Origin of the sequence: Ramlibacter sp., assembly GCF_013697775.1 — a bacterium.
Taxonomy (GTDB): Bacteria; Pseudomonadota; Gammaproteobacteria; order Burkholderiales; family Burkholderiaceae_C; genus Ramlibacter.
The window spans coordinates 1-22,325 of the sequence record NZ_JACCWG010000064.1; the positions used below are offsets into that span (position 1 = coordinate 1).

The window sequence follows — 22,325 nt, forward strand, 5'->3', positions numbered from 1 at the left end:
CCGCCGCGCTGGCCGAGTGGCCGGCGCGCGGCATCCCGGACAACCCCGAAGCCTGGCTGCTGACCGTGGCGCGCCGGCGCATGGTGGACGGCGTGCGCACGCGCGTGCACGGCGAGGCGGCGGCCGAACACCTGCTGCTGCTGGCGCAGCTGGAAGAAGGCGAGGCCGACGACCCGCGCCTGCCCGACCGGCGGCTGGAGCTGCTGTTCGCCTGCGCGCATCCCGCCATCGAGCGCGGCGTGCGCGCACCACTGATGCTGCAGGCGGTGCTGGGCTTCGACGCGGCGGCCATCGCCTCCGCGTTCCTGATCGCGCCCGCGGCCATGGGCCAGCGGCTGGTACGCGCCAAGGCCAAGATCCGGCTGGCCGGCATCGGCCTGCAGGTGCCCGAACGCAGCGAATTGCCGGCGCGGCTGGACGCCGTGCTGGAGGCGATCTACGCCGCGTATGCCGAAGGCTGGTCCGATGCCGAAGGGGCGGACCCACGGCGGCGCAACCTGGCCGACGAAGCCATCTGGCTGGGCCGCCTGGTGGCAGCGCTGCTGCCCCAAGAGCCCGAGGCCTTGGGCCTGCTGGCCCTGATGCTGCACGCCCATGCGCGCCGTGCCGCGCGGCGCAACACTGAAGGCGAGTACGTGCCCATCGCCGAACAGGACACCGCGCAATGGGACGTGGCCATGGCCGAAGAGGCCGAGGCGCTGCTGCAGTGCGCCAGCACGCAGGGCCAGCTCGGGCGCTACCAGCTGGAAGCCGCGGTGCAATCGGCCCACAGCGTGCGGCGGCGCGGCATGGCGCCCGACTGGGGCGCGATCGTGCGCCTGTACGAAGCGCTGCATGCGCTCACCGGCTCGCCGGTGGCCGCGCTGAACCGCGCGGTGGCGCTGGCGCAAGGCTGGGACGCGCAGGCGGGCCTCGATGCGCTGGACGCGCTGGCGGACGATCCGCGCTGGAGCGACTACCAGCCGTACTGGGCGGCGCGGGCCGACCTGCTCGCACGCACCGGCCAGCGCGAAGCGGCATTGGCCAGCTACCAGCGCGCGATCGGGCTGGAGCGCGGTGCATCAGTGCGGCAGTTTTTGCAGCGGCGTGCGGAGCGGTTGTGATTCGTCGGAAGACGGCGGCTATGTGCGCGCAAGCGTCGTTCGCGCCAGCAGCGGCGGCGCGGTCGGTTCGCTCTGGCGTGCAACGCGCATTGCCTCGTCCAATTGCTTTGCAGCCTGCTCGGGATCTGCCGCGCCCGTGATCGCACTGATGACGGCCACGCTTGCAGCGCCGGCTTGCACGGCCTGCGTCGCGCGCTCGGTATCCATGCCCGCGATCGCCACCACCGGCGTGGGCAGCAGCTTGCACCAATACGCCAAGTTGGCATTACCTTGCGGAATCCAAGGCATCGCCTTGGCGGCCGTGGGGTGAATCGGTCCGCAGGCGATGTAGCTGGGTTTCAGCGACCAAGCCCGGCAGACTTCCCAGTACGCATGCGTGCTCAGGCCCAGGCGTAGGCCGGCGCGCTGGATGGCGGCGAGGTCCGCCGTCGCCAGGTCTTCCTGGCCAAGGTGCACGCCATAGGCGCCTTCCTCGATCGCGACCTGCCAGTGGTCGTTGATGAAGAGTTGCGCATCCACCTTGCGCACGGCGGCAATGCTGGCGCGGATCTCCTCGCGCAGGTTCGGCTGTTGCGCGTCCTTGATGCGCAGTTGCACCGTGCGCACGCCGGCGGCCAGCACGCGCTCGATCCACGCGGCGCTGTCCACGATCGCATAGAGGTCGAGCTTGTCGTCGGTGAGGGCCGCGAAAGGTGGAAGGCCGGCGAAGCGCGGGCGCGCGGTCAGCGACGCCGCGGGCAGGGACATCTCTGGCAGGTTCTCGATGCGCAGGCCGAATCCTTCGCGCGGCCACACCGGCCCGGCGCCTTCGCCTGCGGCATAGCCGTTGCGCAGCGCATGCGTGGTCGCCATCTTGGCGAGCACCACCGCTTCCACTGCGACGAATCCGCGCGCCATGGCCGCGGCGGCGCTGGATGCGAACACGCAGCCGGTGCCGTGGCTGTGCGGCGTGGCAATGCGCGGCAGGCGCAGCCAGCCTTCGGCCCAGGGCGCAGAGACATAGTCCTGGCTGAACAAGGCGCCCTCGTCACCGCCGGTGATCGCCACGGCTTGGCAACCGAGCTCGCGCAGCGCACCGGCGGATTGCTCCACGTCGGCGTCGCCGTTCGATGAAGAAAGGCCGAGCAACGCCGCAGCTTCGCGCCGGTTCGGCGTGATCAGGCTGGCGCGCGGCAACAATTCCGTGCGGTACGCGGCAATCAGTTCTTCAGTCGCGAACGACGCGCCTGTCGTCGCGCGCAGCACCGGATCGACCACCAGTGCCATCGCCGGGTTCTTCTCGCGCAGCCGATCCACCCAGCGCACCAGCACGCGCAGGTTCGCTACGCTGCCCAGCATGCCGGTCTTGATCGCGGCTGGCGGCATGTCTTCGGCCAATGCCGCAAGCTGCGCCTCCAACATCGCTTCAGCCACCGGCTCGATGGCGCGCACAGCGACAGAGTTCTGCGCCGTGAGCGCCGCGACTGCCGTGCAGCCGTGCACGTCGAACGCCTCGAACGCCTTCAAATCCGCCTGCACGCCGGCGCCGCCGCCGCTGTCCGAACCGGCGACGCTCCAGACGACCGGCTTCCTCTTGGCGTCGGCGCTGCTCATAGAACGAAGGGCCGGCCGGTCACGGGCGTGCTGGGCACGGCCATGTCCTGCTTGGCCATGATGCCGCCCTCGTACGCCAGCCGCCCGGCCTCGATGGCGAGCTTGAACGCCCGCGCCATGCGCACCGGGTCGTGCGCCTGCGCCACGGCGGAATTCAGCAGCACCGCATCGAAGCCCAGCTCCATGGCCTGCACCGCGTCCTTGGGCGAGCCGATGCCAGCGTCGACGACCAGCGGCACGCCCGGCAGGCGCGCGCGCAAGGTGCGCAGCGCCGTCGGGTTGAGCAGCCCCTGGCCGGAACCGATGGGCGCGCCCCAGGGCATGAGGATGCGGCAGCCCACGTCCAGCAGGCGCTGGCAGGTGACCAGGTCGTCGGTGCAATAGGGGAACACTTCGAAGCCGTCGCGCACCAGCTCGCGCGCGGCGTCCACCAGTTCGAACGGATCGGGCTGCAGCGTGTGCTCGTCGCCCACCACTTCCAGCTTGATCCAGCTGGTGCCGAACAGCTCGCGCGCCATCTTCGACAGCGTCACTGCCTCGCGCGCGGTGCGGCAGCCGGCGGTGTTGGGCAACAGGCGCGCGCCGCTTTGCTGAATGAGGCGATAGAAATCGTTGGGCGCGCCGGCCGCGGCCAGCTGGCGCTTCAAACCGACGGTGACCACCTGCGCGCCCGACGCGGCGATGGCGTCCTGCAGCACCTGCGGCGACGGATAGCCGGCGGTGCCCAGGAAGAAGCGGCTCTGCAGCTCGGCACCGCCGATGCGAAAGGGAGTGGTCATCGTCATGAATCAGCCTCCTGTGATGGGCTGGAAAGTGAACACGGCGTCGCCGTCCTTCAGCACGCATTGCGCGCGCGCCTCGCGCGCCACGAAGTCGCCGTTGACTGCGGTGGCCAGCGCTTGGGGCGCCTGTTCGAGCGAGGCAACCAAGTCGGCGAGCGTCGTGCCCGGCGCGAGCTCGCGGCGCTCGCCGTTGACGGTGACCGCGATCATGCGAGTGCCTCCATCGCATCCGCCACCAGCGCCGGCGCAATCAGCCAGCCGTGGCGGAACAGGCCGTTGATGCGCGTGAGACCGGGTTGCATTTCCACGCGCGGCAGGTTGTCCGGCAGGGCCGGGCGCAGGTTGGTTTCGCTGTGCACGATGCGCGCCTCGGCCAGCTCGGGCACCACGCTGTGCGCCGCGGCCAGCAGTTCCACCGTGGTGCGCAGCGACACCGGCGAGCGGTCCTCGCTCTCGATCTCGCTGGCGCCGACGACGACGATGTCGCCTTCGCGCGGCACCATGTAGACGCGGTGGCGCGGGTGCAGCAGGCGCAGCGGCCGGTGCATCGCCACGCCCGGCGCATGCAGCCAGAACACCTCGCCGCGCACGCCGCGCACCGGCAATTCGGGACGCGCACCGGTGCCCCGCACGTCGAAGACATGGTCGAAGGCGCGGCGCTCTCCGTCGCTCCAGAGCACACCCGCCTCCACACGTTCGACGCTGCGGGACCAGTGGAAACGCGTGCCTGCCGCCGCAGCCGCCCACGCCAGTGCCGCCATCGCCTGCACCGTGTGGATGCGGCCTTCGCCCGGCAGCAGCCAGGCATGCGCGGGACCTTGCACCGCGGGCTCGATCTCGCGCAGCGCGGCGGGCGCGAGCGCTTGCGGCAGGTGCGCTGCCGGCGCCTTGGCTGTCAGCAAGTCGATCACGCGCCGCGCCGCGCCTTCGTCACCGCGGTGCGCCAGCAGCACGCTACCGTCACGCTTCAGTTCGACAGGCACGCCGAGCGACTGCACGATCGCGGGCCACAGCTCCAGCGAGCGCAGGCCAAGCGCGAACACGTTGGCGTCCGCGCATTCCAGCTCCGCGACGGGACTCAGCATGCCGGCTGCGGTCCAGCCCGCAGCTTTCGTTGCATCGGCGCGCGCTTCGGCATGCGGCGCCGGATCGAACACCTCCACCGCATGGCCGGCGCGCGCCAGCTGGAACGCCAGCAGGCGCCCCAGCAGTCCCGCGCCCGCGATGCCGATGCGCATGGCTCAGGCCTTGTGCAGCGGGATGTAGATCTCGCCGCCGCCCGCCTTAAACTCCGCACTCTTGGCGGCCATGCCTTCCTGCGCCGCCGTGTAGTCGCGCACGTCCTGCGTGATCTTCATCGAGCAGAACTTCGGGCCGCACATCGAGCAGAAGTGCGCCACCTTGGCTCCGTCGGCCGGCAGCGTTTCGTCGTGGAACTGCTTGGCGGTGTCCGGGTCCAGCGACAGGTTGAACTGGTCCTGCCAGCGGAAATCGAAGCGTGCTTTCGACAGCGCCTCGTCCCAGGCGCGCGCGCCGGGGTGGCCCTTGGCGATGTCGGCCGCGTGCGCGGCGATCTTGTACGCCACGATGCCCTGCTTCACGTCGTCGCGGTCCGGCAGGCCCAGGTGTTCCTTGGGCGTCACGTAGCACAGCATGGCGGTGCCGAACCAGCCGATCATCGCCGCGCCGATGGCGCTGGAGATGTGGTCGTAGCCGGGCGAGATGTCCACCGTCAGCGGGCCCAGCGTGTAGAAGGGCGCCTCGCCGCAGTGCTTCAACTGCTCTTCCATGTTGGCCTGGATCATGTGCATGGGCACGTGGCCGGGGCCTTCGATCATGGTCTGCACGTCGTGCTTCCAGGCGATCTGCGTCAGCTCGCCCAGCGTGCGCAGCTCGGCGAACTGCGCCTCGTCGTTGGCGTCCGCGCCGGAGCCGGGGCGCAGCCCGTCGCCCAGCGAGAAGCTCACGTCGTACGCCTTCATGATGTCGCAGATGTCCTCGAAGTGCGTGTAGAGGAAGTTCTCCTTGTGGTGCGAGATGCACCACTTGGCCAGGATCGAGCCGCCGCGCGAGACGATGCCGGTGCGGCGTTTCGCCGTCATCGGGATGAACGGCAGGCGCACGCCGGCGTGGATGGTGAAGTAGTCCACGCCCTGTTCGGCCTGCTCGACCAGCGTGTCGCGGAAGATTTCCCAGGTGAGGTCTTCGGCCACGCCGCCGACTTTTTCCAACGCCTGGTAGATCGGCACCGTGCCGATGGGTACCGGCGAGTTGCGCACGATCCAGTCGCGCGTGGTGTGGATGTTCTTGCCGGTGGACAGGTCCATCACCGTGTCGGCGCCCCAGCGGATCGCCCACACCAGCTTCTCCACTTCTTCCTCGATGGACGACGTGACCGCGGAGTTGCCGATGTTGGCGTTGATCTTTACCAGGAAGTTGCGCCCGATCGCCATCGGCTCGATTTCCGGATGGTTGATGTTGGCCGGGATGATGGCGCGGCCGCGCGCCACTTCGTCGCGCACGAACTCGGGCGTGATGATGTCGGGAATCTTCGCGCCCATCGGGTTGCCGCGCAGGCGCTCGTTGCGCTCGGTATCGGCCAGGTACTCGGCCATCCACTCGCGCTTGCCGTGCTCGCGCAGCGCCACGTATTCCATCTCGGGGGTGATGATGCCCTTGCGCGCGTAGTGCATCTGCGAGACGTTGGCGCCGGACTTGGCGCGGCGCGGCGCGCGCTGCAGCGCGGCGGCTTCGGCGCGCAGCGCGGCGATGCGCTGGGCTTCGCGCTCCTCGTGCTTGGTGCCGTCGTCCAGCGCCCTGCGCTCGCGGCCGGTGTAGGGCTCGGTGTCGCCGCGCGACTCGATCCAGGATTCGCGCAGGCCGGGCAGGCCACGGCGCACGTCGATGTCGGCGCTGGGTTCGGTGTAGGGGCCGGAGGTGTCGTACAGCGTGACGGCCTCGCCATTGGTCAGCTGCACCTCGCGCATCGGCACTTGCACCTGCGGGTGCAGCCGGCCGGGTGCGTGGGTCTTGCGGGAAGCGGGGAAGGGCTCGCGCGTGAGTGCCAGCAGTTGCGCGAGTTTGTCGGGAGCGTTCATCAGGGGGCCATCCTTTCGGCGTTGCGGCAAAGCAGTGCTCCGAAAGGGATGGCGGGGCGGACCCCGTGCGGGTCGCGCATCCTGTCAGCTCTTCTTACGCCGGTACGAACCGGTTCAAGTTCACGGGTTTGGGTCCTGCCATCTCAGCGATACCAGCCTGCCTGCGCAAGCCGCTCGCACCCCGGAGCGATTGGAAGTATAGCGCCGGGGTGCCGGTTTGCGCTTTGCACCGCCAGGGGTGCTGCCGAGCTGGCCTCGAGACTCGCAAAGTAGAAGTTACTTGCTATGATGAAGTCACAAAATGAAAAGGCATTCCATGGATCAGACATCCGCCACATCCGCCGGTCCCTGGCGCACCTTCGGGCTGACCGGCATCGCCGTGTTCCTGGTGTCGCTGGACGCGACCATCGGCTTCGCCGCGTTCCCGGCGCTGCGCGACAGCTTTCCCGCGGCGTCGGCCGCGTACATCTCGTGGGTGCTGAACGCCTACACCATCGTCTACGCCGCGCTGCTGGTGCCGGCCGGCCGGCTGGCCGACCTGCTGGGGCGCAAGCGCCTGTTCCTGGCCGGCGTGTCGCTGTTCACCGCCGCTTCCGCGCTGTGCGGGCTGGCGCCGAACGTGGAGACGCTGATCGGTTTTCGCATCCTGCAGGCGGTGGGCGCGGCGCTGCTCACGCCCACGTCGCTGGCGCTGATCCTGCAGGCGTTCCCGGTGCACAAGCGCGCCATCGCCGTCAGCCTGTGGGGTGCGCTGGGCGCGCTCGCCGCGGCCCTGGGCCCGAGCGCGGGCGCCGCGATCATCGAGGCGGCCGACTGGCGCTGGGCGTTCTACGTCAACGTGCCGTTCGGCGTGTACGCCGCGGTGCGCGCGGCGCGCCTGCTGGCGGAGTCGTCCAACCCCGAGCAGGGCGCCGCGCTCGACGTGCCGGGCGTGCTGCTGGTGATCGCCAGCGTGTCGCTGGTCACGCTGGGCATCGTGCAGTCCGACGCCTGGGGCTGGGCCTCCGCGGCCACCGCCTGGACCGTGGGCGGCGGCATCGCACTTGCCCTGGCGTTCGTGCGCTGGGCCTGGAAGCGCCCGGGGGCGGCCATCGACCTGAGCCTGTTTCGCGACACCACCTACCGCTTCGCCAACCTCGGCACGCTGACGTTCAGCATCGCGTTCACCGCGATGTTCCTCAGCTACTTCGTGTTCCTGCGCGGCGTGTGGCACTACAGCCTGAGCCTCGCGGGCCTGGCCATCACGCCCGGGCCGCTGATGGTCATTCCGGTGGCGGTGGTGTGCGGCCGGCTCGCTGGTCGTGTCGGGCACCGGCCGTTCCTCGTGCTCGGCGGGTTGCTCTATGCCGCCGCCGGCGCCTGGCTCTACTTTCGCATCGGCGCCGAGCCGCAGTTCCTGGCGGTGTGGCTGCCCGGCCTGCTGATCGGCGGCGCGGGCGTCGGCATGGTGCTGCCGTCGCTGGCAGGCGCTGCCGTGGCCAAGCTGCCGGCCGCGCGCTTCGGCATCGGCTCGGCCGTGAACATGGCGGTGCGCCAGCTCGGCGCCACCCTGGGCGTGGCATTCGCCGTGTCGCTGCTGGCCTCCGCGCCCGGGGTCGCGGGCTTCCACCACATCAACCTGCTGCTGATTGCCGGCGGCCTCGCCACGGCGCTGCTGTCGCTGCCGGTGGCGACCGCACCCGCGCGCGCCGTCGCCGCCACACCCACCACCGCCTGAGACACAGCATGAAAAAATCGATCTGGCTCGCAACCCTGGCGCTGGCAGCGCTGGCCATTCCGCTGGCCTGGACGGTGGCCGCGCCCGTGGCCGAAAGCACGGCAGCATCCACCGGCAACCCGGAGCTGGAGTACCTCAAGGCGATCAACCGCGCCAAGCCGGCCGAAGACGCCGAGCCCATCCTGCTACTCAGCTCGCAGTTCTCCAATGCGCACCGGCGCGAGGAGGGCGTGCGCTTCTTCGAGGAACTGCTGCGCACCTTCGGTCCGCGCGTCGACGCGACGCGACGCGGCGCGCCTACTACCTGGCGGCGCTGGCCGGCCTGCGGGCCGAGCACGCGGACGATGTTCCGCTGCTGCGGCGCATCGGCTGGGTGCGCGACACCATTCCCCTGCTGGACGAAGCGCGCGCGCTCGACGGCGGCAACAACTTCGTGGCGCGCTGGATGTCGGGCGTGGTGCGTGCGCAGCTGCCCGGCCTGCTGGGGCAGAAGGACCGTGCCATCGAAGACCTGCAATGGTGCGAGCAGAACGCGCAGCGCGCGCCCAATCCCGGCTGGCTGCGCGAGGTGCACTACCGCCGCGCGCTGCTGGCCCGGGACGCGGGCGACGACGCGCAGGCGCAGGCCTACCTGCGCAAGTCGGGCTTCACCGGCTGGGACAAGCCGCTGGTGTTCACCACGCCGTTCTCCGAGACCGCGCAGCGCGGCCACCTGTTCTCCGCGCGCCGCATCACGCAGGCGGTGCCGGGCCGGGTGTACACGCTGAGCGGCTTCGACTTCACCGAATTCAACTTCGTGGTGTCGGAGGACGGCCGCGAGCTGATCGCGATCGACGCCGGCACCCGCACCGACGCGGCGCGCGACGCCTACGACGCGCTGCGGCAGGCCGTGCCCGGCCTGCCGCAGCTCACCACCGTGTTCGTCACGCACGCGCACTGGGACCACGTGGGCGGCCACCGCTTCTTCCGCGGGCTGGGGCAGCCGGTGCGTTTCTACGGGCGCGGCAACTACGCGGCGGAGCTGGCGCACCAGGGCGAAGGGCCGCAGAGCGTGCTGCCGGCCTTCTTCGGCCCCGCGTTCCGCATGGAGGACGTGCTGTCGTACAAGCCCGACGTGGCGGTGGACCAGCGCACCGAGGTGCGCGTCGGCGGCACCGTGTTCGAGCTGGTTCCCGCCGCCGGCGGCGAAACGGAAGACGCGCTGCTGGTGCACCTGCCGCGCGAAGGCGTGCTGTTCGCCGGCGACATCGTCATGCCCTATCTCGGCGCCCCGTTCATCGAAGAAGGCAACCTGCACGGCCTGCTGGACGCCATCGGCCTGATCGCCGAGCGCCGGCCGCGCACCGTGCTGCACGGGCACGAGCCGCTGACGCGCCTGTTCTCCAGGCCGTCGGTGCTGCTGGAGCTGCGCGACGCGCTGCAATGGCTGGAGCCGCGCGTGCTGCAAGCGGTGCGCCGCGGCGACGAGCGCGGCTCCAGCCAGCAGGCCAACCTGATACCGCCGTCGGTGCTGCAGGCCAGCCAGCCCGCGCAGATCGGCTACCTGGTGCTGCGCGAGAACGTGATCAACCGCCTGTTCGACCAGCACGTGGGTTATTGGCAGGCGGACCTGCAGGGCATGGACGCGCTCACCGTGCGCGACAAGGGCCTGCTGGTCACCGAGTACCTGGGCGTCACGCAGCAGCAGGCCGCGCGTGCCGCCGCGCGGCTGATGGCCGACGGCAAGTACGAGCAGGCCGCGCTGCTGATGCAGTGGATGCGGGGCGCCGGCCCGCTGGACGCGACGGCGCAGGAGACGTACCGCGAGGCGTTCCGGCGGCTGGCGGCCAAGTACCAGGAGTACAACCCGTTCAAGCTGATCGTCTACGCGAACCAGGCGGCCCTGCCCGTGGCGCATCCGGAAGCCGAGGCGCAGCCCACGCGTTAGGATTGGCCCCCATGGCCCGCAGTTACGACATCCACGATTGCCCTGTCGCCCGCACCCTGGACCTGATCGGGGAACGCTGGACCATCCTGCTGCTGCGCGACCTGCTGCTGAACGGCCCGCGGCGCTTCCAGGACTTCCAGGAGTCGCTGGGCGGCGTCGCGCCCAACACGCTGTCGTCGCGGCTGAAGGAGATGGAGGCCAACGGCCTGGTCGAGCGCGAGTTCTACAGCCAGCATCCGCCGCGCTTCCAGTACATGCTGACGGCCAAGGGCAAGAGCCTGGGCCCCATCGTGCGGTCCATGCGCGAATGGGGCACGCGCCACCTGGACTGACGGCGCACCGGGGTCAATGGCCGCTAGGGTGGAGCTGTTTTCGCCAGCCTGGGCATGCACACCGTGAACGTGGTTCCATCCTGCTGGGTGGAGGCGACCGTCAAATCGCCGTCGTGGGCTTTCACGATCTCCCGGCAGATGTAGAGTCCCAGGCCCAGCCCGCTGGGTTCTCGCCGCTCGGCGCCGGCGTCGGCGAGGGAGCCCCGGGCCAGCGGTTCGAACACCCGCGCCAAATCGCCCGGCGGGATCGGCGTGCCCCGGTTGTGGACCGAGAAGCTGACATCGTCCTTGCCCGCCCACATCTTGAGCGTGATGGGCGCGCTGCGCGCACCGTAGGAGATGGCGTTGCCCAGGAGGTTGGACAGCAGCTGACCCATCCGCCCCTCGTCCCAATCGCCTTCGAAACTGCCGCTGCGCTCCAGCAGCAGCTTGCGCTCCGGGTGGCGCACCTGGGTTTCCTCCAGCACCTTCACCAGCTGGTCCGCAAGGTCGCCCGGCTTTCGCTGCACCGGCATCACGCCCTGGACCTGGGCCCGGGTGAAGTCCACCACCTGCTCGATCAGCCCGCCGATGCGCGCCACGCTGTTCTTGATGGGCGCTGCCGCCTTTTCATCGATCTTGCCCGAGCGCACCAGGTATTCGGCCGACATGGCGATCGTGCTCAGCGGGTTGCGGATGTCGTGGCCGAGGATGCCGATGAAGATGTTGGAAGTCTGTTTCATCAGCTCGGAACAGCGCGTGATCGATTCGGTGATGGCCTGGTCGATGGCTTCGTTGAAGCGGGTGAGCTGTTCCATGCCATTCCCGTCGAACTCGATCAGGCCCGACTCGGTCCACAGCCTCACGACGCTGGCGCGCAATGCCCGGTACTCCCTCATCATCGCATCGACCGAAAAGCCATGCGCCACGCGCACGTCGGCATGCGTTTCGGCGGGTGTGTCACTGGTCTCACGGCCCTCCTCGCCGCGCGACTTGCGGTATTGCTGGGTGGCGGTCTGGGGCTGGTCCAGGTCCAGCGCGATCACGCGCAGGATTTCCGCCGCGTGGTCCCGCAAAGCAGCATGGTCCAGCGGCCTGCCCTCATGCGGGACGGTGGAGGCGAATTCGTCCCAGGCCCGAAGGATATCGTCGGCGTGGGTCCGGAGAAATTCAGCGAGGCGCATGGTGTTCGTTCGGATGCAGACCTTGAGAGATCGCCTGCAAAAGCGTAGCGACATCCGCCGGCTTGGCCATGTGCCGGTGAAAGCCGGCCGACAAGGCCCGCGCAATGTCGCCCGCGGCGCCGTAACCGCTCAGCGCGATCATCAGTGGTGCCTGGTCGCCGCGTCGGCACAGCTGCGCAGCCACCTCGTAACCGCTCATCCCGGGCAACCCGATATCGCACAGCACGACGCGGGGGTGCAGGCGCGCCGCCATGTCCAGGCCGCTGGGGCCGTCGGGCGCGATTTCCACTTCGTAGCCCGACAGGCGCAGCACCATGGCCAAGGATTCGGCGGTATCGGCGTTGTCTTCAATCACCAGGACGCGCTCGGTGCCCTGCGCCTGCGGCTGCTCCTGGACCGGTTCCGCCGCGATCCCGGTATTTGCCAGGGCCGGCAAGGTCACGACGAAAGTGCTGCCCTGGTCAGTGCCGTCGCTGTAAGCCTGCACCGTGCCACCGTGCAACTGGACCATGCTGCGCACCACCGTCAGCCCGATGCCCAGGCCGCCCTGACTACGCGCCAGGGAGCGGTCGCCCTGGACGAACAGATCGAAGATGTGGGGAAGCGCCTCGGCCGAGATGCCGGCGCCGGTGTCCTGCACCTCGATGCGTGCGGCGTCGCCCTCCTGACGTACCGTGACCGCGATGGTGCCGCCTTCGGGAGTGTATTTGGCGGCGTTGTGCACCAGGTTGCCCACCACCTGCACCAGCCGTACCGGGTCCCCGTCCACCACCAGCGGTCCGGCTGGCACTTGCACGCCTAGCTGCTGGTGCCGGGACTCGATCAGCGCCTGGTGCATTTGCACCGCCTGCTCGACGATGCCGGCCACGGCGGTGGGTTGCTTGTGCAGCGTGATGTGGCCCTGCGTCACCCGCGAGACGTCGAGCAGCTGGTCGATCAGGCGCGCCAGGTGATGAACCTGCCTGTCAACGATGTCGTGGATCCGGTGCAACATGTCCGGCGTGCAGTCGGCCCGCGCCAGCAGGGCGGCCGCATTGCGGATCGGCGCGAGTGGGTTGCGCAACTCGTGCGCCAGCATCGCCAGAAACTCGTCTTGGCGCCTGCGCGCGAGTACGGCCGCTTCCTTCAGCGTATCGGCTTCCAGTTTGGCCAGCACGAGGTGCTCATTGGCTTGGCGCAGTTCCTGCTGCTGGACTTGACTCGCCGCGAGCGCCGTGGCTTGTTCCTCCAACGTCTGTTCGCGCTGCGCGACCACCGCTTCGCGCTGGGCGAGCGCTGCTTCTTGCTGGGCAATGGCCTTCTCACGATCCACCAACGCGTGCTCGTGCGGACCGGGCGGGCGGGCCGAAGGAGGCGTTGCGGTTTTCACGCTGTGCTGTCGTTGGAGCCGGGGGAGGCGGCCAGCCGCGGATGGCCGGACAGCAGCGCCTGCATGTCGGGCGTGGGCTCGCCGATCGAAATGCCGGCATCGGTGATGTCGAACAGCCGCAGGCTGCGGCTGTGCGCGCTGTTGCGAACCTTCACCACCGCCATCACGCGGCGCAGGTCGCCCTGCAGTTCCACGTAACGCTGCACGATGATCGCATCGGTGAGGAACGCCGCGCCGTAGGGCGAAAAGCGCAGGTCGGTGTAGCGGTCTTCCAGCTCGGACACCATCACCACGCTGGCGCCCAGCCCGGTAAGCACAGCCACCATGCGGTGCAGCGACTCGCGAAAGTCCTCGCGAAAGGTCGGTGCCAGGGCCAACTCGAACCCCGACAGCGAATCGATGACGACGCGGCTGGCGCCGGTCGTGCGGATCAGTTCGGTGATGGCGTACAGTGTTTCGTCGATCGACAGATCGAGCGCCCGGGTGTCGACAACCGCCACGTCGCCGTCATCGATCAGCGCATCGAGCCGGGGACTGCGCGAGGTGCCGGGGCTGCGCTCGAACGCCACCACGATGCCTTTCTCGCCGAGCCGCGCGCCTTCGGCCAGGAACTGCGTCGCCAGTTGCGACTTGCCCGAGCCTGACGGGCCGGAGACCAGCAGCGAATAGCCCTGCGGCAGGCCGCCGCCCATCATGTCGTCGAGCGCTGCAATGCCCATCGACAACCGGCGTGCCGCGGCCCGCGGCGCGCGGGCGCCTGCGCCCGCCCGGCCTGGTGGCCTTGCAAGCGCCGGCAGCGTTCGCGGAAATACCTGGATGCCGTCGTTCGCGATGCGAAAGGTATGCAGGCCGGCAAGGGTGGCCTGGCCGCGCGCCTTGCTGATCTGGATCTTGCGCACCATCGAGTTGCGGTGCAGGCTTTGCTGCAGCCACAAGATGCCGTCGGCGATGGTGAAGACAGGATTGGCCTCGGCGTCGACGGCCATGTATTCGCCGATGAGAAAGGTGGTGGCCTGCCAGCTGGTCAGGTACATGCCCAGTCGCTGGACGAACTGCTGCAGTACCGGGATGCCTTGGGCGGTGGCCTGGGCCGCCAGCACCACCGAACGGAACGAATCGACGAACACCAGGCCCGGCTCGAACTGCTCGACCTCTGCCACGATACGGGCCAGCACGCCCTCCAGATCGCCATGTGTCACCTCTTCGGCCAGGTTGACGAACCGGATCGACTCATCGAGTTTGCCGAGATCAAAAAAACTGTACTGCTGCTGGTAACGCAGCATCTTCAGGGCGGGCTCGCCCAGGACCGTGAAGAAGATGGCGCGCCGGTGAGGGCCGGCCAGTGCGAACATGATCTGGTGCGCCAGCGTGGTCTTGCCCGAGCCGGGCGATCCGGCGATCAGGTTGAACGATAATTCCGGAAGCCCGCCGCCCAGCAATTCATCGAGCCCCGGCACGCCGGTGGGAAGGCGGCCGAGGACAAACTTCTCAGTCATGTTCGGTTCTCTCCTGTCGTGGTTGGAGGGGCGGTGGGGCTGCCCCATGCCGAAGTGACCAGGCGCAGGGTGAGCGGCTGCCCAATCAGCGAGGCCAGCAGCGCGACCAGCGATTCCAGCAACGCCTGCGCGTCGCTGCGCGCAGCGGCCGGCTGGCGACTGGCCAGGTAGTGGCGCAGGCCAGCCAGCAGAGCCTCCAGCTGCTGGCTGGCCTGCGCGGGCCGTTGAAACGAAAGTAGCGCCAAATGCAAGGCGCGGAGATACAAAGCACGCACCGCATCGTTGCCAATCAATACTTTGAGCTCGGCAAAAAAAGACTGCAACGCCTGCACCGTGGCATCCGCCACGGTGTCCGCCTCGCCGACGTACCATGCGTCGCCCAGGGCCGGCTCGATGTAGAGGTGGCGCACTTCTTCTCCTAGTCATGAACCCTGGCAGTGCGGATGCCGGGCAGAGAGGGGACACACCACATGACGCCCGCAGTCTTCGGGTCATCCGCAGTGTAACGGACCGAAAGCTCTGCAGGCGGCAACAAAGGGTGTAACTCCCGACTCGCCACCCATGCAAAATGAAGAGGGCAACGAGCGGGGGAAACCATGGACATCGCACTCAATTTCATCAACGACTCGAACGACGCCGGCAACGCGAAAATCGTCATCTACACGCACAACGCGCTGGGCGGCATCGACGAGATGCCGGTGGCGTGGAAGGTGATTGCGAACTGCGCGCCCGGCAGCTCGGTCGGCTTCGTGTATCCGCACGCCGTGATGGTCGGCGCCAACGACGAAGCGGGCCACCAGACGCCGCCGCAGCCCGCCGAACCCGGCCAGCTGTTCGCCATGCGGCAGACGGGTTCCGGCTGGCAGCTGACGCAGGCCGGGCAGGCGGGCAAACCCGACCGCATCGAGATCCTGCACCAGCAGGGCGACGGACCGATCGGCGCCAGCATCTACAAGGACGGCCGCCTGCTCGCGACCCGCCAGACCATCATGCCGCGCAACACCGCGGTGTTCCGCTTCGCGCCGGTGCTGTGGATCGGCGCGGCCGCGCGGGTGGAAGAAGGCCGCGTGATCCATCGGGCGGTGCAAGCGGGCATCACCACGCGGCTTTCGCTGCAAGGCATTGCCAGCGCCGACATCGCGATGACCGGCGGCGGCTCGGGTCCGCACGCGCAGCCGGTCCAGTTCGCGCTGCGCAACGCGACGATGGCCTGAGGCCGCGCGCGCTCAGGGCACGAGCGTCGTCGGCTTCGTGTCGGGCGCCATCTGCGGGTAGTCGCGGCTGAAGTGCAGGCCGCGGCTTTCGTGGCGGCTCTGCGCCGACTTCACGATCAGTTCCGCCACCGTCACCAGGTTGCGCAGTTCCAGCAGGTCGCGCGTGACGTGGAAGGCGCCGTAGAACTCCTGGATCTCGTCTTGCAGCAGCGCGATGCGGTGCGCCGCGCGCTCCAGCCGCTTGTTGGTGCGCACGATGCCCACGTAGTCCCACATGAAGCGGCGCAGCTCGTCCCAGTTGTGCGAGATCACCACCGCCTCGTCGGCGTCGGTCACGCGGCTGTCGTCCCAGGGCGGCACGGCGGGCGGCGCCTCGGCGCTGGTGGCCAGGATGTCCTGGCTGGCCGAGCGCGCGAACACCATGCATTCCACCAGCGAGTTGCTGGCCAGCCGGTTGGCGCCGTGCAGGCCGGTGTAGGTGGTCTCGCCGATGGCGTGCAGGCCGGGCAGGTCGGTGCGCCCGCGCAGGTCGGTGTGCACGCCGCCGCAGGTGTAGTGCGCGGCCGGCACCACCGGGATCGGCTCGCGCGTGATGTCGATGCCCAGCTGCAGGCAGCGCGCGTGGATGTTGGGGAAGTGCTCCAGGATGAAGGCTTGCGGCTGGTGCGAGATGTCCAGGTACACGCAGTCCAGGCCGTGCTTTTTCATCTCGAAGTCGATGGCGCGCGCCACCACGTCGCGCGGCGCCAGTTCGGCGCGCGGGTCGTGGCCGGGCATGAAGCGCGTGCCGTCGGGCAGCAGCAGCTTGCCGCCTTCGCCGCGCACCGCCTCGGTGATCAGGAAATTCTTGACGTGGGGGTGGTACAGGCAGGTCGGGTGGAACTGGATGAACTCCATGTTCGTCACCCGGCAGCCGGCGCGCCAGGCGGCGGCGATGCCGTCGCCGGTGGCGGTGTCGGGATTGGTGGTGTAGAGGTACACCTTGCCCGCGCCGCCGGTGGCCAGGATGGTGCGCGGCGCGCGGAAGGTCAGCACCTCGTCGGTGGCGCCGTCCAGCGCATACAGGCCCAGGCAGCGGTTGGGCTGCATGCCGAGCTTGCCGGCGGTGATCAGGTCCACCAGCGTGTGGTTCTCCAGCACCGTGATGTTGGGCGTGCGGCGCACGAGTGCGATCAGCGTCTGCTGCACGGCGGCGCCGGTGGCGTCGGTCACGTGCACGATGCGCCGCGCGCTGTGGCCGCCTTCGCGCGTGAGGTGCAGGTGCCCGTTCTCCTGCGAGAACGGCACGCCCAGCGAGCGCAGCCAGGCGATGCTTTCCGGCGCGTGCTCCACCACGAAGCGCGTGGCCGCCGGGTCGGACAGGCCGGCGCCCGCCACCAGGGTGTCGTCCACGTGGCGCTCGAAGCTGTCGTCCTCGCCCATCACGGCGGCGATGCCGCCCTGCGCCCAGCCGCTGGAGCCGTCGCTCATCGAACGCTTGGTCAGCACCGCCACGCGGTGCGTGGGCGCCAGGTGCAGCGCGGCCGACAGGCCCGCCAGGCCGCTGCCGACGATCAGGACATCGAAATCTTGGGACATGAACGCTCCGTTCGCACCAGCGTGAAATGATCCGTTCGCACTGAGCTTGTCGAAGTGCAATGCCGGCTGAGGGGCTTCGACGGGCTCAGCCCGAACGGGATGGGAAATGGCTGGTTGCTCATGCCGGCTGGTACGCCAGGCGCACGTAGATCGGCGCGTAGGCTTCGGCCTGCGTCACCTCGATCAGGGTTTCCTTGGCCAGCTCCAGCATGGCGATGAAGGTGACGATCAGCACCGGCACGCCGCGGTTCAGGTCGAACAGGTGCTCGAACTCGATGAACTTGCGGCCCTGCAGCTTCTTGAGCACCATGGTCATGTGCTCGCGCACCGACAGCTCCTCGCGCGTGATCCTGTGGTGCTGGATCAGCTTGGCGCGGCGCAGGATGTCGCGCCACGCGTCCTGCAGGTCCGCCACGTGCACGTCGGGAAAGCGCGGCTGCAGCGACTGCTCGATGTAGACCTGCGCGCGCAGCACGTCGCGCCCGATCTGCGGCACCTCGTTCAGGCGGAAGGCCGCGGCCTTCATCTGCTCGTATTCCAAGAGGCGCCGCACCAGCTCGGCGCGCGGGTCTTCGGGTTCCTCACCCTCGGCCGTTTTCCTGGGCGGCAGCAGCATGCGCGACTTGATCTCGATCAGCATGGCCGCCATCAGCAGGTATTCGGCGGCCAGCTCCAGGTTGCGTGTGCGGATCTCGTCCACGTACACCAGGTACTGCCGCGTGACGGCGGCCATCGGGATGTCGAGGATGTTGAAGTTCTGCTTGCGGATGAGGTAGAGCAGCAGGTCCAGCGGGCCTTCGAAGGCCTCCAGGAAGACCTCCAGCGCGTCGGGCGGGATGTACAGGTCCTGCGGCATGGCGAACAGCGGCTCGCCGTACAGGCGGGCCAGCGCCACCTGGTCCACCACCTGGGGCATGCCCCGCGCCGCCGGCGCGGAGGGCTCGGGAAGGGTGGTGTCCTGGATGTCGTCGCTCATGGGCCGCGGAAGACGGGCGCGCGGGGCGCCGGTCAGCGTTCCTTGGGCGGCTCCGAGCCGTACACGTAGGGTTTTTGCGGCACCTGGGCAGAGCGCCACTCGCGCCAGGCCTCGCGGTCCACGAACTTGTCCCACCAGATGGAGCGGCCGGCGCGCTGGCGCGACTCCAGGTCGGGCTTGTCGGTCTTGAGCTGCTCGATGAACTGCGTGATGTCCGATTGGTAGTCGGGGCGGCGGAAGATGCGAAGCAGGGCGGACATGGTCGGGGGATTTTACCGGGCGGCGCCCGGCCGATGCCGAGCTTGCCGCCATGCCCACACCGGCGCCCCTGCCGGGGTGGCTTGCCCGGCTACTTCTTGCCGTCGGAATCGCCGCCGCCGGCCACCGCGCCAACGGCCTTGCCGGTGAGCTTGACGGCGCCGACCGTGGCATCGACGGCCAGCCCCACGCCGGTGGTGACGACCGAGGTGGCCGCGCTCGCGACCGAGATAACGGCGCAACCCGAAAGCGGCACGAGAACGATGGCCAGTGCCAGGCCGCGCGCGGCGGCAGGCCAGGAAGCGAAACGGGAGGGGTTCATGCGGGGGTCCGGTACTGCTGGGACCCGGCCATTCTATGCCCGGCACCTCGGCCGGCAGCGGCATTATTCCGGCTTGATGCCGGCGCTCTTGACCACCTGTTGCATCTGCGCCAGCAGCGCCGCCGCATCGGCGCGGAACTCGGTGCCGCTGGTGGGGCTGATGGAGCCGGCCACCGCGATGGTCTTGTCCACGAACACCGGATCGACCATGGCCTTGTGCGTGGCCGCCCGCAGCCTGGCGAGAATGGGCTCGGGCACCCCGGCCGGCGCCACCAGGCCGAACCACAGCGGATTCGACACTTCGCCCAGGCCCAGCTCCTTGTAGGTGGGAATGTCCGGCAGCGCCGGCGCGCGGCGCACGTCGCGCACCGCCAGCGCGCGCACCGCGCCGCTGCGCACGTGCTGCAGCAGCTCGGGGATGTTGTTGCTCAGCACGTCGATCTGGCCGGCGATCAGGTCGGTCAGCATGGCGCCGCCGCCCTTGTACGGCACGATCAGCATCGGCATGTTGGCCAGCTTCATCAGGTATTCGGTGAGCACGTGGCCGGCCGAGCCCAGGCCCGGCACGCCGCAGGTCACGCGCCTGGGCTGCTGGCGCGTGAGCGCGAGCAGCGCGCCGAAATCCTTGGCCGGCAGCTTGGGGTTGGCCACCAGCACGCTGGGCAGGGTGACCAGCTTGGTGATGAAGGAGAAGTCCTTGAGCGGGTCGTACTTGAGCGTGGCCGGCGAGTGCACCGCCGGACCCGCGCACAGCGTGCTGACCGTGGCCAGCCCCAGGGTGTAGCCATCCGGCTTGGCATTGGCGACGTAGGTGGCGCCGATCAGCCCGGCGGCGCCGGCCCGGTTTTCCACGATCACCCGCGTGCCCAGCAGCGGACCGAGGCGGTCGGCCACCAGGCGCGAGAAGTAGTCGGTGTTGTTGCCCGCGGGAAACGGATCGACCAGCGTGATCGGCTGGCGCGGCCAGCCGGCCTGCGCAAGCGCGGGGAGCGTGACGGCCGCGGCGCTGCCGGCGGCGGTGTGCAGGAAGCGGCGGCGGGTGGTCATGGTTATCTCACTTTCATTCCCGGCTCGGCGCCCGGCCAGGCACTGAGCACGAAGATTCCCGGGTTGGCCTTCTCGTCGCCGTGGCTGGCCGACAGCACCATGCCTTCGCTGACGCCGAACTTCATCTTGCGCGGCGCGAGGTTCGCGACCACCACGACGAACTTGCCGGCGAGTTCCTCCGGCTTGTAGGCCGAGGCGATGCCGGAGAACACGTTGCGCGTGCGGCCTTCGCCCACGTCCAGCGTCAGGCGCAGCAGCTTCTTGGAGCCTTCCACCGCTTCGCAGGCCACGACCTTGGCGATGCGCATGTCGACCTTGGAGAAGTCATCCATCGTGATTTCGGGGGCGACTTGCTCGCCCCCCGGTTCACTCCCTCTCCCGCCCGCGGGAGAGGGCTGGGGTGAGGGCGCTGCCGGTGCGGACACCTCCGTCGGCGCCTCGAACAACGCATCCACCTGCTTCGCATCCACCCGCTGCATCAGATGCTTGTATTCGCCCACCTGGTGCCCTTCGCCCAATGCCTGCGCCGCACTGCTCCAGGTCAGCGGCTCGCAGTTCAGGAACGCCTCCGCCTGCGCCGCCAGCGTCGGCAGCACAGGCTTCAGGCACGCCGTCAGCAGCTTGAATGCTTCCAGGCATTCCGAGCACACCTGCGCGGCTTCGGCGGTCTTGCCTTCCTTCACCAGCTTCCACGGCGCGGCGCCGTCGAAGCGCATGTTCACCGCGTCGGCAAAGGCCATCACCTCGCGCAGCGCCTTGCCGTATTCGCGCGACTCGAACAGTGCGCGCACGCCGTCGATCAGCTTGTTCGGTTCCAGCGCGGCAACGTTGCTGCCCACCAGCTTGCCACCGGGGATGAACTTCACCGCGCGGCTGGCGATGTTCACGTACTTGCCGACGAGGTCGGAGTTCACCCGCGCCATGAAGTCCTCGGGATTGAAGTCCAGATCTTCGTTGCGCGCGTTCAGCTTGGCCGCGAGGTAGTAGCGCAGCCACTCCGGGTTCATGCCCAGCGACAGGTACTTCAGCGGGTCCAGCCCGGTGCCGCGGCTCTTGCTCATCTTCTCGCCGCCCACCGTGAGGTGGCCGTGCACGAACACCGCGTCAGGCGTCTTGCGTCCGCTGAAATACAGCATGGCCGGCCAGAACAGCGTGTGGAAAGTGATGATGTCCTTGCCGATGAAGTGGTACTGCTCCAGCTGCGGGTCGCGCATGTACGACGCGTAGTCGACGCCCTTCTTGTCCAGGTAGTTCTTCAGCGACGCGAGATAGCCGATCGGCGCGTCCAGCCAGACGTAGAAGTACTTGCCCGGCGCATCGGGGATCTCGATGCCGAAGTAGGGCGCGTCGCGGCTGATGTCCCAGTCGTTCAGGCCGCCTTCGCCGCCCTCGTCTTTCTCCAGCCACTCGCGGATCTTGTTCAGCACCTCGGTCTGCAGGTGGCCGGGCGCGCCGGTCCATGTCTGCATGAACTCCACGCAGCGCGGGTCGGACCAGGTGAGGAAGTAGTGCTCCGAGTCGCGCAACTCGGGTTTCACGCCGCTCAGCACCGAGTACGGCTCGATCAGGTCGGTGGGCGCGTACACGGCGCCGCACACTTCGCAGTTGTCGCCGAACTGGTCCTTGGCGCCGCACTTCGGGCACTGGCCTTTCACATAGCGGTCGGCCAGGAACATGCCCTTCACGGGGTCGAAGAACTGCTTGATGGTGCGCGTGGCGATCAGGCCCTGCGCCTTCAGGTCCAGGTAGATCTGCTTGGCCAGTTCGTGGTTTTCCGGGCCGTCGGTGGAGTGCCAGTTGTCGAAGCTGATGTGGAAGCCGTCCAGGTACTGCTGGCGGCCCGCCGCGATGGCGGCCACGAATTCCTGCGGCGTCTGCCCGGCTTTCTCCGCCGCGATGGTGATGGCGGCGCCGTGCACGTCGTCGGCGCACACGAAAGCCACGTCCGAACCCTGCATTCGCTGGTGCCGCACCCAGATGTCGGCCTGGATGTATTCCATGATGTGGCCGATGTGGAACTTGCCGTTGGCGTACGGCAAGGCGGTGGTGACGAAGAGCTTGCGCTGGGTCATGGAGGCGGGGTTTCCGTCGGGGTAAACCCGGGATTTTAGGCTGGTGTGTGGTTGGGGCGTGCGATGGCGTGCGGTGACCTCGCGTCGCGGCATGCGGTGCCCGGCATGGGCTCATACTGCGGCGGTCGGCGCTGCGCGCCGACTTCGCTGTGCTGATCGGGCTGGGACCGGCGCGGAGGAACTCACTACGCGCTCTGCGAGCGCTCCGTTCAGACAGCCTCCGCGAGTCAGTCAACGATAAAAAATCGGGGTCAGATTCCAATTTCGCTGCGTCGCGT

Annotated in this window: 20 protein-coding genes and 1 riboswitch; of the genes, 5 read left to right on the forward strand and 15 right to left on the reverse strand. The window is 68.8% G+C overall.

Annotated features, from left to right (window positions below):
• On the forward strand, positions 1-1,103 hold a 1,103-nt coding region (locus H0U68_RS03645; RefSeq protein WP_296352804.1), incomplete at its 5' end, for a DUF6596 domain-containing protein.
• Between the two features lie 18 nt (positions 1,104-1,121).
• Here the strand turns inward: H0U68_RS03645 and thiD are convergent.
• From thiD to thiC, 5 genes are read right to left on the reverse strand one after another with little or no spacing between them, the layout of a single operon-like run.
• Positions 1,122-2,696: a bifunctional hydroxymethylpyrimidine kinase/phosphomethylpyrimidine kinase gene (gene thiD / locus H0U68_RS03650; RefSeq protein ID WP_296352805.1), complete on the reverse strand. Its 1,575-nt coding sequence runs from the start codon at positions 2,694-2,696 to the stop codon at positions 1,122-1,124.
• Positions 2,693-3,475: a thiazole synthase gene (locus H0U68_RS03655; protein WP_296352823.1), complete on the reverse strand. Its 783-nt coding sequence runs from the start codon at positions 3,473-3,475 to the stop codon at positions 2,693-2,695. The genes thiD and H0U68_RS03655 overlap by 4 nt, the downstream gene beginning before the upstream one ends.
• Positions 3,476-3,484: 9 nt before the next feature.
• Positions 3,485-3,688, reverse strand: a complete 204-nt coding sequence (thiS, locus tag H0U68_RS03660; RefSeq protein ID WP_296352806.1) for a sulfur carrier protein ThiS — start codon at positions 3,686-3,688, stop codon at positions 3,485-3,487.
• The gene (locus H0U68_RS03665; RefSeq protein WP_296352807.1) at positions 3,685-4,716 is read right to left on the reverse strand and encodes an FAD-dependent oxidoreductase; all 1,032 of its coding nucleotides are present in this window, start codon (positions 4,714-4,716) and stop codon (positions 3,685-3,687) included. The genes thiS and H0U68_RS03665 overlap by 4 nt, the downstream gene beginning before the upstream one ends.
• A gap of 3 nt (positions 4,717-4,719) precedes the next feature.
• Positions 4,720-6,576, reverse strand: a complete 1,857-nt coding sequence (gene thiC / locus H0U68_RS03670) for a phosphomethylpyrimidine synthase ThiC (RefSeq protein ID WP_296352808.1) — start codon at positions 6,574-6,576, stop codon at positions 4,720-4,722.
• A gap of 74 nt (positions 6,577-6,650) precedes the next feature.
• A riboswitch (TPP riboswitch) is annotated at positions 6,651-6,770 on the reverse strand.
• Positions 6,771-6,892: 122 nt separating this feature from the next.
• Here thiC and H0U68_RS03675 point away from each other — a divergent pair.
• The 3 genes from H0U68_RS03675 (at position 6,893) to H0U68_RS03685 (ending at position 10,552) form a co-directional block, all read left to right on the forward strand.
• A complete protein-coding gene (locus H0U68_RS03675; RefSeq protein WP_296352809.1) occupies positions 6,893-8,293 on the forward strand; it encodes an MFS transporter in 1,401 nt (466 codons plus the stop codon).
• A gap of 373 nt (positions 8,294-8,666) precedes the next feature.
• A complete protein-coding gene (locus tag H0U68_RS03680; RefSeq protein WP_296352810.1) occupies positions 8,667-10,220 on the forward strand; it encodes an MBL fold metallo-hydrolase in 1,554 nt (517 codons plus the stop codon).
• Between the two features lie 11 nt (positions 10,221-10,231).
• Positions 10,232-10,552 carry a helix-turn-helix domain-containing protein gene (locus H0U68_RS03685; protein WP_296352811.1) on the forward strand — a complete coding sequence of 107 codons (321 nt, stop codon included), beginning with the start codon at positions 10,232-10,234 and terminating at the stop codon, positions 10,550-10,552.
• Positions 10,553-10,575: 23 nt separating this feature from the next.
• On the opposite strand, the gene H0U68_RS03690 is transcribed toward H0U68_RS03685, so the two are convergent.
• The 4 genes from H0U68_RS03690 to H0U68_RS03705 are packed head-to-tail and all read right to left on the reverse strand — an operon-like array spanning position 10,576 to position 14,990.
• Positions 10,576-11,715: a sensor histidine kinase gene (locus tag H0U68_RS03690; RefSeq protein WP_296352812.1), complete on the reverse strand. Its 1,140-nt coding sequence runs from the start codon at positions 11,713-11,715 to the stop codon at positions 10,576-10,578.
• A complete protein-coding gene (locus H0U68_RS03695; protein ID WP_296352813.1) occupies positions 11,702-13,084 on the reverse strand; it encodes a hybrid sensor histidine kinase/response regulator in 1,383 nt (460 codons plus the stop codon). The genes H0U68_RS03690 and H0U68_RS03695 overlap by 14 nt, the downstream gene beginning before the upstream one ends.
• Positions 13,081-14,580 carry an ATPase domain-containing protein gene (locus tag H0U68_RS03700; protein WP_296352814.1) on the reverse strand — a complete coding sequence of 500 codons (1,500 nt, stop codon included), beginning with the start codon at positions 14,578-14,580 and terminating at the stop codon, positions 13,081-13,083. The genes H0U68_RS03695 and H0U68_RS03700 overlap by 4 nt, the downstream gene beginning before the upstream one ends.
• Positions 14,577-14,990 carry a hypothetical protein gene (locus H0U68_RS03705; protein ID WP_296352815.1) on the reverse strand — a complete coding sequence of 138 codons (414 nt, stop codon included), beginning with the start codon at positions 14,988-14,990 and terminating at the stop codon, positions 14,577-14,579. The genes H0U68_RS03700 and H0U68_RS03705 overlap by 4 nt, the downstream gene beginning before the upstream one ends.
• A gap of 186 nt (positions 14,991-15,176) precedes the next feature.
• Here H0U68_RS03705 and H0U68_RS03710 point away from each other — a divergent pair, with 186 nt between their 5' ends.
• Positions 15,177-15,794 carry a hypothetical protein gene (locus H0U68_RS03710; protein WP_296352816.1) on the forward strand — a complete coding sequence of 206 codons (618 nt, stop codon included), beginning with the start codon at positions 15,177-15,179 and terminating at the stop codon, positions 15,792-15,794.
• A 12-nt stretch (positions 15,795-15,806) separates the two neighbouring features.
• Here the strand turns inward: H0U68_RS03710 and nadB are convergent, their stop codons facing one another.
• The 6 genes from nadB to metG form a co-directional block, all read right to left on the reverse strand.
• A complete protein-coding gene (nadB, locus tag H0U68_RS03715) occupies positions 15,807-17,372 on the reverse strand; it encodes an L-aspartate oxidase (RefSeq protein WP_296352817.1) in 1,566 nt (521 codons plus the stop codon).
• A gap of 118 nt (positions 17,373-17,490) precedes the next feature.
• Positions 17,491-18,348 (reverse strand): ScpA family protein, encoded by an 858-nt coding sequence (locus tag H0U68_RS03720; protein WP_296352818.1) that lies wholly within the window; start codon positions 18,346-18,348, stop codon positions 17,491-17,493.
• Between the two features lie 32 nt (positions 18,349-18,380).
• Positions 18,381-18,608 carry a DUF3460 family protein gene (locus H0U68_RS03725; protein ID WP_296352819.1) on the reverse strand — a complete coding sequence of 76 codons (228 nt, stop codon included), beginning with the start codon at positions 18,606-18,608 and terminating at the stop codon, positions 18,381-18,383.
• Between the two features lie 89 nt (positions 18,609-18,697).
• On the reverse strand, positions 18,698-18,928 hold the full coding sequence (locus H0U68_RS03730) for a hypothetical protein (RefSeq protein ID WP_296352820.1): 231 nt from the start codon (positions 18,926-18,928) through the stop codon (positions 18,698-18,700).
• Between the two features lie 63 nt (positions 18,929-18,991).
• On the reverse strand, positions 18,992-19,975 hold the full coding sequence (locus H0U68_RS03735; protein ID WP_296352821.1) for a tripartite tricarboxylate transporter substrate binding protein: 984 nt from the start codon (positions 19,973-19,975) through the stop codon (positions 18,992-18,994).
• Positions 19,976-19,977: 2 nt separating this feature from the next.
• Positions 19,978-22,047, reverse strand: coding sequence for a methionine--tRNA ligase (metG, locus tag H0U68_RS03740; protein ID WP_296352822.1), 2,070 nt, complete (start codon positions 22,045-22,047; stop codon positions 19,978-19,980).
• Between the last annotated feature and the right edge of the window lie 278 nt (positions 22,048-22,325).

Coding starts and splice junctions, on each gene's coding strand:
- thiD (WP_296352805.1), bottom strand. CDS start 2,696: ATGAGCAGCGCCGACGCCAAGAGGAAGCCGGTCGTCTGGAGCGTCGCC.
- H0U68_RS03655 (WP_296352823.1), bottom strand. CDS start 3,475: ATGACCACTCCCTTTCGCATCGGCGGTGCCGAGCTGCAGAGCCGCTTC.
- thiS (WP_296352806.1), bottom strand. CDS start 3,688: ATGATCGCGGTCACCGTCAACGGCGAGCGCCGCGAGCTCGCGCCGGGC.
- H0U68_RS03665 (WP_296352807.1), bottom strand. CDS start 4,716: ATGCGCATCGGCATCGCGGGCGCGGGACTGCTGGGGCGCCTGCTGGCG.
- thiC (WP_296352808.1), bottom strand. CDS start 6,576: ATGAACGCTCCCGACAAACTCGCGCAACTGCTGGCACTCACGCGCGAG.
- H0U68_RS03675 (WP_296352809.1), top strand. CDS start 6,893: ATGGATCAGACATCCGCCACATCCGCCGGTCCCTGGCGCACCTTCGGG.
- H0U68_RS03685 (WP_296352811.1), top strand. CDS start 10,232: ATGGCCCGCAGTTACGACATCCACGATTGCCCTGTCGCCCGCACCCTG.
- H0U68_RS03690 (WP_296352812.1), bottom strand. CDS start 11,715: ATGCGCCTCGCTGAATTTCTCCGGACCCACGCCGACGATATCCTTCGG.
- H0U68_RS03700 (WP_296352814.1), bottom strand. CDS start 14,580: ATGACTGAGAAGTTTGTCCTCGGCCGCCTTCCCACCGGCGTGCCGGGG.
- H0U68_RS03710 (WP_296352816.1), top strand. CDS start 15,177: ATGGACATCGCACTCAATTTCATCAACGACTCGAACGACGCCGGCAAC.
- nadB (WP_296352817.1), bottom strand. CDS start 17,372: ATGTCCCAAGATTTCGATGTCCTGATCGTCGGCAGCGGCCTGGCGGGC.
- H0U68_RS03720 (WP_296352818.1), bottom strand. CDS start 18,348: ATGAGCGACGACATCCAGGACACCACCCTTCCCGAGCCCTCCGCGCCG.
- H0U68_RS03725 (WP_296352819.1), bottom strand. CDS start 18,608: ATGTCCGCCCTGCTTCGCATCTTCCGCCGCCCCGACTACCAATCGGAC.
- H0U68_RS03730 (WP_296352820.1), bottom strand. CDS start 18,928: ATGAACCCCTCCCGTTTCGCTTCCTGGCCTGCCGCCGCGCGCGGCCTG.
- H0U68_RS03735 (WP_296352821.1), bottom strand. CDS start 19,975: ATGACCACCCGCCGCCGCTTCCTGCACACCGCCGCCGGCAGCGCCGCG.
- metG (WP_296352822.1), bottom strand. CDS start 22,047: ATGACCCAGCGCAAGCTCTTCGTCACCACCGCCTTGCCGTACGCCAAC.